12 protein-coding genes are annotated in these 11,961 nt (G+C 57.7%); 6 read left to right on the top strand and 6 right to left on the bottom strand.

Annotated features, from left to right (window positions below):
- Nucleotides 1-7: 7 nt before the first annotated feature.
- From ACYZTL_RS00285 to ACYZTL_RS00275, 3 genes are all read right to left on the bottom strand, one after another.
- On the bottom strand, nt 8-445 hold the full coding sequence (locus ACYZTL_RS00285) for a DUF3995 domain-containing protein (protein WP_461950055.1): 438 nt from the start codon (nt 443-445) through the stop codon (nt 8-10).
- 176 nt (nt 446-621) lie between these two features.
- The gene (locus ACYZTL_RS00280) at nt 622-1,632 is read right to left on the bottom strand and encodes an ABC transporter substrate-binding protein (protein ID WP_461950054.1); all 1,011 of its coding nucleotides are present in this window, start codon (nt 1,630-1,632) and stop codon (nt 622-624) included.
- A 151-nt stretch (nt 1,633-1,783) separates the two neighbouring features.
- Nucleotides 1,784-2,254: a hypothetical protein gene (locus ACYZTL_RS00275; protein WP_007907879.1), complete on the bottom strand. Its 471-nt coding sequence runs from the start codon at nt 2,252-2,254 to the stop codon at nt 1,784-1,786.
- 412 nt (nt 2,255-2,666) lie between these two features.
- Here ACYZTL_RS00275 and ACYZTL_RS00270 point away from each other — a divergent pair, with 412 nt between their 5' ends.
- On the top strand, nt 2,667-2,903 hold the full coding sequence (locus tag ACYZTL_RS00270; RefSeq protein WP_461954385.1) for a hypothetical protein: 237 nt from the start codon (nt 2,667-2,669) through the stop codon (nt 2,901-2,903).
- A 159-nt stretch (nt 2,904-3,062) separates the two neighbouring features.
- The gene (locus ACYZTL_RS00265) at nt 3,063-3,293 is read left to right on the top strand and encodes a hypothetical protein (protein WP_461950053.1); all 231 of its coding nucleotides are present in this window, start codon (nt 3,063-3,065) and stop codon (nt 3,291-3,293) included.
- Nucleotides 3,294-3,630: 337 nt separating this feature from the next.
- On the opposite strand, the gene ACYZTL_RS00260 is transcribed toward ACYZTL_RS00265, so the two are convergent.
- Nucleotides 3,631-4,854 carry a methyl-accepting chemotaxis protein gene (locus tag ACYZTL_RS00260; protein WP_461954226.1) on the bottom strand — a complete coding sequence of 408 codons (1,224 nt, stop codon included), beginning with the start codon at nt 4,852-4,854 and terminating at the stop codon, nt 3,631-3,633.
- Between the two features lie 629 nt (nt 4,855-5,483).
- On the bottom strand, nt 5,484-5,888 hold the full coding sequence (locus tag ACYZTL_RS00255; RefSeq protein ID WP_007907888.1) for a TraR/DksA family transcriptional regulator: 405 nt from the start codon (nt 5,886-5,888) through the stop codon (nt 5,484-5,486).
- 404 nt (nt 5,889-6,292) lie between these two features.
- Here ACYZTL_RS00255 and ACYZTL_RS00250 point away from each other — a divergent pair, with 404 nt between their 5' ends.
- Nucleotides 6,293-6,904, top strand: coding sequence for a glutathione S-transferase (locus tag ACYZTL_RS00250; protein WP_461950052.1), 612 nt, complete (start codon nt 6,293-6,295; stop codon nt 6,902-6,904).
- 294 nt (nt 6,905-7,198) lie between these two features.
- Here ACYZTL_RS00250 and ACYZTL_RS00245 read toward each other — a convergent pair whose 3' ends face one another.
- Nucleotides 7,199-8,131, bottom strand: a complete 933-nt coding sequence (locus tag ACYZTL_RS00245; RefSeq protein WP_461950051.1) for a hypothetical protein — start codon at nt 8,129-8,131, stop codon at nt 7,199-7,201.
- A gap of 351 nt (nt 8,132-8,482) precedes the next feature.
- On the opposite strand from ACYZTL_RS00245, the gene ACYZTL_RS00240 reads away from it, so the two are divergent.
- The 3 genes from ACYZTL_RS00240 (at nt 8,483) to ACYZTL_RS00230 (ending at nt 11,777) form a co-directional block, all read left to right on the top strand.
- Complete coding sequence (locus tag ACYZTL_RS00240) at nt 8,483-9,166, top strand: response regulator transcription factor (RefSeq protein ID WP_461950050.1); 684 nt, start codon at nt 8,483-8,485, stop codon at nt 9,164-9,166.
- Nucleotides 9,144-10,538: a sensor histidine kinase gene (locus ACYZTL_RS00235; RefSeq protein ID WP_461950049.1), complete on the top strand. Its 1,395-nt coding sequence runs from the start codon at nt 9,144-9,146 to the stop codon at nt 10,536-10,538. Before ACYZTL_RS00240 ends, ACYZTL_RS00235 begins: the two co-directional genes overlap by 23 nt.
- 321 nt (nt 10,539-10,859) lie before the next feature.
- Nucleotides 10,860-11,777 carry an IS110 family transposase gene (locus tag ACYZTL_RS00230; protein ID WP_461950048.1) on the top strand — a complete coding sequence of 306 codons (918 nt, stop codon included), beginning with the start codon at nt 10,860-10,862 and terminating at the stop codon, nt 11,775-11,777.
- Nucleotides 11,778-11,961: the final 184 nt, after the last annotated feature.

Below are 11,961 nucleotides of genomic sequence, written 5' to 3'. Positions count from 1 at the left end.
GGGTAACTCAAATCCAGGCAACTGCCAATAGGCCCGCCCCCAACACCACACACAACGGCGAATAAACCCACGTATCCAGCCGGGCAAATTCCGACCCCTTGACCTGCTTGAAGAACCCCACCAGGTTCGAATCGCCGATCGCCCGGGCGAACATCAGCATGGCGATGGCGCTGATCACCCATTGCAGCGATTGATGGGACACCGCCGGCATCCACCAGCCGACCCGCAGACAGACCAGCGCGGCGATCAGCAGCAATCCGAAAGCCACCAATAACGTCAGCCACCCCGAGGGCTTGAACGCGGGCTGAGATCTTGCGCCACCTTCCACTGGCACCTGCGGCACGGCCGCCACGGCAGCCCACTGGCCACCCAGCGCCCAGTAGATATGAATCAGGCTAATCACCGCGAAGATCGTCACCAGCCATTGAGCCAATACAAATGTCATGGTCGAGACTCCTTGAAAGGGATTTGAACAGAATCATCCTGGTTGGCATTTTTAGAAGTGCGCGGATGATCAACGGTGACAAAGTGCCGCCCCAGCTCCCTGGAGCTGCCGCAGGCTGCGATCTTTTGATCTTGCCGTTACAAGCAAAGTCAAAAGATCGCAGGCTTCGCCAGCTCCTACAGTCCAGCCGACACCTTCTCCGCCACATCCTTCGGTACCCAGGCCTGCCACACATCCGGGTGCGCCTTCATGAACGCCTCCGCCGCCTGCCGTGGAGGAGTGTGTTTCTCGCTCATATCAGCCAGCGCCTTGTTCAGCGCGCCGATGGGAAAATCGACCTTGGTAAAGAATTCGGCGATCTGCGGATACTGTTTCTGGAACGGCGTGGACACGCCAATCGACAGCTTCGAGGGCAATGAGCGGGTCGGTTTTGGATTGGGGTTGTCGGCGTCGGTCAGGGTTTTCCAGGCCTCGGCGTCGAACGGCGGCTCTTCCAGCTGAACCAGTTTGAAGCGCCCGAGCAAGGGAGTCGGCGACCAGTAGTAGAAAAGAACCGGCTTGCCACGACGAATCGACGAACTGATTTCCGCATCCAGCGCTGCCCCGGAGCCGCTGCGGAAATTCACATAGCTGTCGTCCAGGCCGTACGCCTTGAGCTTCTGCTTGTTGACCACCTCCGAGGTCCAGCCGATCGGGCTGTTGAGGAAGCGCCCCTTGCCCGGGGTTTCCGGGTCGCTGAACACACCCTTGTATTTCGGCAGATCGCTGACGCTGCGCAGGTCCGGCGCCAGTGGCTTGATACCTTTCGCCGGGTCGCCCTTGATCACGTACTCGGGCACCCACCAGCCTTCGGTGGCGCCCTTCACCGTATCGCCGAGGCTGACGACCTTGCCTTCGGCCTCGGCCTTGACCCAGACCGGACTGCGACCGGCCCACTCTTCGCCAATGACCTGAATGTCATTGTTGGCCAGGGCGGTCTCCAGAGTGATGGTCGTCCCCGGCAAGGTATCGGTCGGCAGCCCATAGCCCTTCTCGACGATGATCCGCAGGATATCGGTGATCAGGCTGCCGCTTTCCCAGTTCAGGTCGGCGAAGTGGATCGGCGCCTGGGCGGCGAATACCGGAACGGGCGACCCCAGACCGAAAACGACCAGAACAGCGGTCAGCAACCGTCGAAATCCGTTCATGCTTTTGCACCTCGTGCTGTTCACAGCAATAGCAGGATGGCCTGATAAAGACCGCAAGCCTCAAAATACTCAGTCCACTGACTGTAGTAGAGGTTCCTGCTTTCGAGGGGTGAGGATTAATTTTCGGAAAAGTCCTGCAAGCCCGAAGCCATTACTCGCTGGCTTTGAAAGTCACCAGTTCACCCTTGCGCCACTTGGCTGCCTTGGCCGTCACGGCTTTCAGGGTTTTGGTCAGGCCTTCCTGCAACTGCTGGTGAGCGGCAAACACCATCACGACGCTGTGACCTTCCTTGAACACGATCCCGTGTCCGTCGGCAGTGGTCACGAACGCGTAATCGCCGAGGCCGTACACCGTCAGTTTGATTTCGCGGAACTTGATGTCCAGTTTGCCGCCTTCACGGCTGGGCAACACCGATGCACTGAAATGGTCGCCAACCTTGAGTTTCAGGCCCGGCTTGTCGTCCACAACCAGTGCTGATTCGGTGTCGAGCTCGGCAATGTAGATGCCTTCAGCGTTCTGTTCGGTGATGTAAACAAAACGTGACTGGAATTGTTTGACCAGCTTTGCGCGCAAATCACCCAGCACGAACAAAGCATGCATATCGAGATTACTTACTGCCAAGGAAACATCCCCACATCTGAAAATGATGCTGCACGCAGACAAACAGCGCACAGCAGAAAAAAGCGGCAATGCCGAAGATTGTAACCAAAGGGCCCGGGTCGAATCCGGAAACGAGCAGAGTGCTCATCCATCGCGAGGCGTGAGAAGACTACTGGAATGTCACTCGCGTCGTCTTGCCTGGCGTTCGTCAGAAGTTGAAGGAAAACGCCATTCTGACCGCCAGAAAAACAGGATTACCAACCTTAGGGAAAAAACGCTGCAAAAAAAGCACTTTTCCGACATATCGCCCGCAAAAAATTGCTTTAGATGAACATCAATCGCCAACCCGTGACGGTGATTCTAGAGCAGCGATGCTCATCGAGACTACCCAAAACGACGTACACACGTCGGTAAACCATGAAAAGGACTTCATATGTGCACCCTGACACACTTCGTTCCTCACACAAGCCATCCCTCGACGCTGCCCCCGGCGATGTTCCCGCACATTGTGTTTCACCCTGCAGAGCCTGCCCCGCCGCGCTTCCGGGTGGTATTGGCCGGCAATGCTTTCTTCCATATCAAGGAAATCTCCACGGGCCACGTAAGAGGTTTCCGCAGTAACCATAACGAAGCCTGCGCGCTTGCCCGCGCGCTCGAGTTACAGCGCTGAACGTTGCGCCTCATTCCACTCCTATAGACGTTTCGTCATGCCGACGAGTTAACTCAGCCGGCGGCAGGCAACTACTGCCATACTGCCGAACCAATGAAACGCGTTCCCAAGCCGGACGGCGTTCAACACAACAGACTATTTCCAAGAGAAGGCTGCTACGTGACGGAATTTGATATCGGTGAGTTTTTTATCCGGGGCGAAGCCAGAGAAGTCGAAGGCGAATTCCAGGCAGTCATTATCATGCGCGCCAAACCGCCGCTGACCACGGTGACGTATCACCAGGTCGAGAAGGATCGCTGGTTCAAAACCTCGGACGTCGCCGCCATTGCCGCTCAGGAAGCCGCCAAGGCCCTGAAGCTTGCGGTCGATGATGGGGCATTGAAAGCCTGAAATGGCGCTGGACAAGTCCGGGAGCCGGCGCTGGACAGCGCGATTTTCATGACCGTCAGCGCGCTGTATCAGGCCAGAACGTGCCTCGCCGGCAGGGTCGGCACCTCGGCCCGAGAGGTGTCTGCGGCGTGCCAACCTTGCACAGGTTGCACGCCTTCATATCGACAATTGATCAGATCAGCTTGCGCTTGACCGCTTCATCCAGCGTGCTTTGGGTCAGGTGCCCTTGGTTACTTGGGGCTCTTCCAAGTGACTCGCCGTAAGGGCGAAACCAATAGCGGCCGTTACCGCAGAAACGGATATGTACCCAACCCCATTACCAACAATGCCAAACGGTTCAGCGCGGACTTTCCGGCTTATACCCCAACCGCAAACCACCCCAATGCCGCCCCTTGAGCATAATCGGCACCGAAAGATCATGCATCAGCTCCCCGGTATCCCGAGTATAGGTTTGCAACAAAACAGCCTGTTGATGGCTGCCACAACGAATCCCGGTACGGTCAGCAAACTTGCGTTTGGTACGGTTCTGCAGCGTATCGACCTGCACATCCCCTGTCAGCGGCTGGCTGAAAACCTTGTTATGGGTCGGCACATAGCCTTGCTGCGTACAGGCAATAGCGAACACCAAACCTTCATGACGCGGCAGCAACGGCTCCTGAATCGCCGGCAAAACCTGATCGGTGTAACGGTCGAAACGCGTCTGGAACTTGGCCGGGCTGGTATTGGGGATGGCCTGGTAACTGCGATCGAACAAGTCATCGAGGCTGACACGGCCCTGGTCGATATCGGCTTCGAACCGCGCCGCAATCTGACTCGCGCCTTCACGGGCGAGGTCATAAATCCGCTGGTGATAGTCATCCAGCCCGACCTCGGCGAGGCGCTCACTGATGGTTTCGGCCTGCCCTTCCATCTGCACGGCGGCCTGAGCCAGGCGGCGGGTCTGTTGATCGCTGATCGCCAGGTCGCCGCGCATTTGTTCAATGGCGTGAAACAGACTGTCGAGTTGCTCGCGGTTGGTCTCGGCGCCCTTGGCGATTTCGCCGACCTGACGTTCGACGCCGGCCGCCAGGCGCGCAATGTTTTCCAGGTGCTGACCGGTGTGCTCGACCTGTTCGACGCCGATGTCGAGGTCGCTGGACAACTGGCGGATCTGCTCGACTACCTGCGCGGTGCGTTGCTGGATATCGGCAACCATCTCGCCGACTTCGCCGGTCGCCGTTGCCGTCCGCGCGGCCAGACCGCGAACTTCATCGGCGACCACTGCAAACCCGCGTCCATGCTCCCCGGCCCGCGCTGCTTCGATCGCCGCGTTCAACGCCAGCAAGTTGGTCTGGCTGGCGATGGACTGGATCACCAGCGTGACTCGCTGGATATCGTCGCTGCGCAGGCTCAGGGCTTCGATCAGCTCACGACTGTTGCTGGCGCGCTGACTGAGTTGATGCATGCGGCTGATGGACTCGATCAGCTCCGTGCGCCCTGCCGCGCTGCTCTGGTGAGCTTCGCTGGCGGCACTGAGGGCGGCTCGACTGAGCGTCGAGGTGGCGTGTTCGGTGGCGATCATCACTTCGGCGTTGCTGACAATCTGCGCTGCGGCACCGAGTTGTGATTGCAGTTTGTCCGCCAGCTGCTTGACCGAATAGGCCACGCCAGCGGCTGACAGAGCGTTGTGACTGGTGGTGCAGGAAAGATCGCGAGTCAGCTCGGCGATGGCGCCGCAGCTGTCGGCAGGCACTGCTTCAAGCTTGGCTCGTGAACGCAGGCGAGGTAGCCAGATTATCAGCACGGCCAATGGCAGGCCGAGGTAAAGCGACCAGCCGCCCAGCGTCATGCCGCACAACAAGAGCATCAGGGCGATGCTTTGCAGGGTTGGCGCCAGCCAAAGGTTGTTCGGCAAAAGCACGGGTGCAGGCACTGCCCCGACCAGAGATCCGTCTCGCGTCATACTCTTCACCCCACGTACTTCTAATTGTTGTATCCGCATTTAACGCCACTACAAGGCCATTATCCATGGTCCATTAGTAGTGGGTGTGCAGCAGATCAATAGAAGCGCGCTGGACTTTTCCGTAGACGTCGAAAAGCAAAGATCGCAGCCTCCGGCAGCTCCTACGCGGGTTCACATAAACCGGTAGGAGCTGCCGAAGGCTGCGATCTTTTCAAGGCAACCCACATTGAATGGGTAGCCACGCAGAATCAGGCCTGACGCTGGTGCTTGTCGATTTGTTCGTGACGCTCTTGAGCTTCGATGCAGTACTTGGTGGTCGGGCTGATCAGCAGGCGTTTCAGGCCAATGGCCTCACCGCTGTCGTCGCACCAGCCGAAGCTGTCTTCTTTGATGCGCTCCAGGGCCTGTTCCAACTGAGGCAACATACGCTGGTCGCGATCGATCGCGTTCACCAGCCAGGTGCGCTCTTCTTCGACAGAAGCCGCGTCAGCCGGATCGGCCGGGGTGTCCAGGCTCTCGATGGCGATGCGGTTCTGTTCGATACGCTCATGGGTTTCGACTTTCATGTTCTGCAACAGCTCAGAGAAAAAAGCATGTTGCTCGGCATTCATGTAGTCATCCGCCGGCATGGCCAGCAACTTGTCCTTTGTCATTGATATCTCTATAAAAAAACGTGCATTAAGGCGAATTAGGGAGCATTCCGACGGACCTGGTCTGGTCATCGGAAAGGCGCCGTTTATTCCAAGCGCCACCTGGCACTCAATTTACGAGGGGCGGCAGTCTAAGGCCGACTTGAGGCCTCAGCAACTGAAAAGACAGCGAATTCGTCCGACAAAGCCCTGAAACTGCTCTACGGCAGCCTTTAAGGGGATTATCGGAGTGCGTTTATAGCAAGAAATTCAATCGAGCGGCTGTATATAGAAGACAAACGGCTGCGACAGGGTAGGTTATCGACCGCATTTGGACGTTGATTTGCCGCAATCGCAACACGTTTGCGGCACGTGGAACCTCGGCTAAGGTTATCCATCCCGAAACGGTCATCTGAAGGAGCGGTGCAATGAAACTGATCGGCATGCTGGATTCGCCTTATGTACGACGGGTCGCGATTTCCGCCAAACGCCTGGGCATCGACCTCGATCACCAATCGGTTTCGGTATTTCGGCACTTCGAGCAGTTCCAGCAGATCAACCCGGTGGTCAAGGCGCCGACGCTGGTGCTGGATGACGGCGAGGTGTTGATCGACTCGACGCTGATCATCGAATACCTCGAAGCACTGGCGGCACCGGGTAAGAACCTGATGCCCGACGAACTCGATCAACGCCTGCGTTCGTTACGGTTGATCGGCCTGGCACTGGCAGCGTGCGAGAAGTCGGTGCAGCTTTATTACGAACGCAACCTGCGGCCGGCGGAGATTCAGTTTGAGCCGTGGGTGGAACGGGTCGAGGGACAACTGGCGGCAGCGTATTCGGCGCTGGAGCGGGAGTTGGGACAGCAACCGCTGAAGACTGACGGTTCAATCGATCAGGATGGGATTACGCTGGCGGTGGCCTGGAGCTTCACCAATCTCGTGGTGCCGGATCAGGTTGAGGCTGGGGCGTTTCCTCGGATCAGGGCGTTTACCGACTATGCCGAGGGGCTTGAGGCGTTTGTGAGTACGCCTATCGAGTAGGTGGATTTTTTTGCGTCTGATCTGGCCCCTTCGTCGGAACGCCGCCCGGAGCAAGCCCGCTCCCACAGTAGATCTCCTGTGCACACAGAATCTAATGTGGGAGCGGGCTTGCTCGCGAAGGGGGCCTCACATTCAACATCAATCTGACAGCCAGTCCACCCAAACAAAAACGCCGCTTCTACCAGAGGCAGAAGCGGCAGAGGATCAATGCATAAACAAGGCGATCAGGATAATGATCGGGATAGGCACACCGAGAAAGAGCAACAGTAATGAGCGCATGAGAATTCTCCTGGGTTAACGAACAGGTACGGTGGTCACATAAGCATCAGTTTCCAGATACACCACGTCATCCCGACGACGACCGCCGAATGTAGCGGCGAAGCTGGCGAAAAACGCACCGATCAACAGCGCGATAAACATCCACAGCGACGTCCATGCAGCGACTTTGGCGGCGGTGTCAGCGGCTTGTTGGACGGCCAGTTTCGCGTCCGCAACGGCTTTTTGGGTGCGGGCATAGACTTCATCGACACGACGTTCAGCGTCCGCTTGCGTGAGGTTGGTCCGTTGGGCCACCCGTTGCGCCAGATAGGTGCGGTCTTCGGCAGCCAGTTGACCGTCGTTGCTCAGCGAGCGCACGAAGATGCGGGTCACAGTGCCGCGAGCAGCGTCATCACTGACGGCGGCCGGGTTATCGTTGCGCAACAGACTGTCGACAAAATAGCCGTACTGGTCGCTGTTGGTATTACCGGCTGAGGTGCCAGCCGCTTGAGTCGCGGCACTTGCAGCGCCACCGACCACATTCGCACCGGCCTGCACACCACCGCTGACAATGCTGCTGACCGAACCGACGACCAGCGTCGCAGTCACCAGCGTCGCTACGCACCAGACCAGAAAACCGTGCGCCGTATCGCGGAAGTAGACTTCATCGCCATGCATGTTCGCCCACTTAACCCGCAGGCGACCGGCGATGTAACCACCCAGCCCGGAGGCGACGATTTGGGTCACGGCCAGCCAGATAATGGTTGAAATGCCCAGGCCCTTGGCGCTCACGCCTTCATGGGCCCAGGGGGAAACTGCTGAAAAACCCAGTCCGAAACCGAGCAGCACCAGGATCAGCGACAACGCCGCCGCAGCAGCGGCCCCGGCGAAAATCGCACCCCAGGAAACGCCCGACAGCGCGCTTGACTCTTCTGCGGCAGGATAGAAACCATCAGAGGATCTATTCATTGTTATGTCGCTCCAGGCAGGAAAGATGTTGTTACAACTCGTCATGAGATGAATTGCAGTCAACGTGCCAGTAGCCGCCCTTCAATAAATCGTTTTATTTCAATCGAATAGAAAAATTGAACTTAAATTCTCCATGCAAATTGCAAGAAATCGGCAATATCAGCGGGTTTTATGCATTCCGCAAAAGATCAAAAGATCGCAGCCTTCGGCAGCTCCTACAGGGAATCGCGATTTATGTAGGAGCTGCCGAAGGCTGCGATCTTTGTCGTATATGAAGTTTTATTTAAAAAGGCTGCGATCATTTATTGGCAAAATGCCGCACATCGCTGTGAACTTTAATCAGGCCAACCTATGACCCGCATCTTGACCATCGAAGACGACGCCGTGACCGCCCGGGAAATCGTCGCCGAATTGAGCAGCCACGGCCTCGACGTGGATTGGGTCGACAATGGCCGCGAGGGTCTTGAGCGCGCAGTCAGCGGCAATTACGACCTGATTACGCTCGACCGCATGCTGCCCGGGCTCGATGGTCTGGCAATTGTCACGACGCTGCGGACCATGGGCGTGGCGACGCCGATCCTGATGATCAGCGCCCTCTCCGATGTCGATGAGCGCGTGCGCGGTTTGCGTGCCGGTGGTGACGATTACCTGACCAAACCTTTTGCCACCGATGAAATGGCAGCGCGGGTCGAAGTGCTGCTGCGCCGCCAGAACACCGTGACCGCCCAGACCACCACGCTGCGGGTCGCGGACCTGGAACTGAACCTGATCAGCCACGAAGCCAGCCGCGACGGACAGTTGCTGACGCTGTTGCCCACCGAGTACAAGTTGCTGGAATTCCTGATGCGCAACACCGGGCAGATTCTGTCGCGCATGATGATTTTCGAAGAGGTCTGGGGTTATCACTTCGACCCCGGCACCAACCTGATCGACGTGCACATCGGCCGACTGCGCAAGAAAATCGACCCGCCCGGCAATGTCCCACTGATTCGGACCGTGCGAGGCTCGGGTTATGTCATTGCCGAACCCCTCTAAAGGCTGGCGTTCTTCCAGCAGCCGTTTGCTGGCGCTCTACAGTTCGCTGTTCGTGCTCTGGAGCGGGATTCTCATGGGGGTCATGTATTACGAGGTGTCCGCTTACCTGGACAACCTGGCCAAACACTCGCTGATGCAACGTCAGCATTTGTTCTCGCGCTTTTCCGGCGAACAACTGGTGGACGCCCTCGCCGTCAGCATGACCTTCGACATTCGCGGCATCGACGCCTACGGCCTGTTCGATGCCGAGCATCGCTACCTCAGCGGTGCCCTGCGCCACATTCCTGAAGGTTTGCCGCTGGACGGCAAGATTCACATGCTCAGCGACTGCGCCGACTCCGACGACCCGACCCTGCCCAGCGACAGTTGCGACGCAGTGGCGACCCAGACGCGTGACGGTCTCTGGCTGATTCTGGTGCGCGACAACGGCTCGCTGTTCGCCGTGACCCGAATCATTCTGCACGCGTTGTTCTGGGGCGTGACCCTGACCATTTTGCCGGGCATCGTCGGATGGCACCTGTTACGCCGTCGACCGTTGCGGCGCATTCGCGGGATTCAGGCCAGTGCCGAGGCGATTGTGGCCGGTGACCTGACCCGACGTTTGCCGCTGTCCAATCGCCGCGACGAACTGGACATGCTCGCCGCCATCGTCAACGCCATGCTCGAACGCATCGAGCGTTTGATGAACGAGGTCAAGGGCGTGTGCGATAACATTGCCCATGATTTGCGCACGCCGCTTACCCGCTTGCGGGCGCAGTTGTATCGCATGCAGCAACAGGCGGGCGAAGGGTCGACAGAAGCGACGCAACTCGATTCAGTGCTCGCCGAAGCGGATACCCTGATGGCGCGCTTTCGCGGTTTGTTGCGAATTTCCGAGCTGGAAGACCGGCAACGGCGTTCCGGTTTTGTGCAACTCGACCCGGTGCCGTTGTTGCAGGAACTGCACGACTTTTACCTGCCGCTGGCGGAGGAAGACGAGCTGACTTTTCGACTGCAATTGCCTGAAGCCTTGCCGCCGCTCAATGGCGATCGCGCGTTGTTGTTCGAGGCGGTGGCCAACCTGCTCAGCAACTCGATCAAATTCACACCGCCCGGTGGCGAGGTGGTTTTGCGGGGAATCAATGAGGGTGGGCATACACGGATCGAAGTGCTCGACTCCGGCCCCGGTATTCCTGTGGCCGAACGCGACGCAGTGTTCCAGCGTTTCTATCGTGCCGAGGGCGGCAATCAGCAAAGCGGGTTCGGGTTGGGTTTGTCGATTGTGGCGGCGATTGTCAGCCTGCATGGGTTTACGCTTGAGGTGGGTGAGAGCGAATGGGGTGGAGCGCGGTTGGTGCTCGATTGCCGGCAGAGTTTGATTGCCCAGAGCTGACCCTATTTCCATAACACCGAAGAACCAATGTGGGAGCGGGCTTGCTCGCGAAGGCGTCGTATCAGCCAACTAAACAGCGACTGACACACCGCTTTCGCGAGCAAGCCCGCTTGTGTCTATGCCTAGGGATAAACTCTGGGGTGAGAGAGGTGAATGGCAAGCTGTAAGTCCGCGGTGCTCAAAGCACGTGTGGGAGCAGAGCTGCCATCCACCTTTCCACTCTGGCCCATAAGCCCGAACAGTTGGACGAGCAGCCACTCGAAGTCACAAGCGTGGGCAAAGCCAGAGCACTCTCACATCTGAGTGTAAGAGGGTTTTGCCATGATTTCCTGGGTTGGGATCGACATCTCAAAATCAAACCTTGTCGTCTGGGTTAAACCGCAGAACGAAGGTTTCGACGTTTCAAATACTTCAGAAGGGTTTCTTGAGCTGATTCAACGATTGAGTCAGTTTGACGTCGGCATGATTTTGCTAGAGGCCACCGGGGGCTATGAACGCAATGCCATGGCAGCCCTGCAAGGCGCAAACTTCAAAGTTCTCAGAGTCAATCCTCGCCGAGCCAGATACTTTGCGGTGGCAATAGGCAAGAACGCGAAGACCGACGCTATCGATGCAGCTGTTCTAGCGGACTTCGCTGAAGTGCTGAGTGCGTCACGCAGCAAGGTTATTTCGCCTGAACGCGAAGCGCTGCGCGAACTGGTTCAGCAGCGTGAGCACTTCGTCCAGCAACGAGACGACAACAAGCGCCGACTTCAGCAGGCTCAGCTACCCGCCGTTATCGCGTTGATCAAAGACCATATTCGCTACCTGCAAACGCAGATCAAGCAGCTCGATAAAATCATCAATCAGAGCATGCGCGATCTGGATGCAGAAAAAGCCGAACGGCTCATTTCCGTTAAGGGTATCGGTACGGTCGCCACTGCCAGTTTGCTGGTTTATCTACCCGAGCTAGGCGAACTTGATCGCCGGGAGATTGCGGCCTTGGCGGGAATCGCGCCCTTGAACGACGACAGCGGCAATCACAGCGGGAAACGTCAAATATATGGAGGACGAGCCCGTGTTAGACGTGCACTTTACATGTCTTGCTGGGTCGTAATCCGCCATCAGGCCGACTTCAAGGCTCGCCATGACGGTCTTCGAGAGCGAGGCAAGAGCGCGAAAGTCGCGCTCATCGCCTGCATGCGGGTGCTGTTGATCAGGCTGAATGCCATGCTACGCGACGGCACCGAGTGGCGGTGACGAATGGCATGGTGAAGACAGTTGCTCCCACATTGGATCGTGGTTAAACGCTGCTGGATCCGTCATGTTTAAAAGCGCTGCGCGTTACTTCATGAAAGCTACAGCGCCTTGCGTCGTTGCCTACGCGTACGCCAGAATCCGCCGGCTTGTGCGCCTTGGGCCCGGGTTCTATCGTTTGCCGGTC

It is taken from the genome of Pseudomonas sp. LB3P81 (assembly GCF_054897965.1).
The sequence above is the reverse complement of the archived record's forward strand: the minus strand, read 5'-3'. Positions and strand labels throughout refer to the sequence as shown.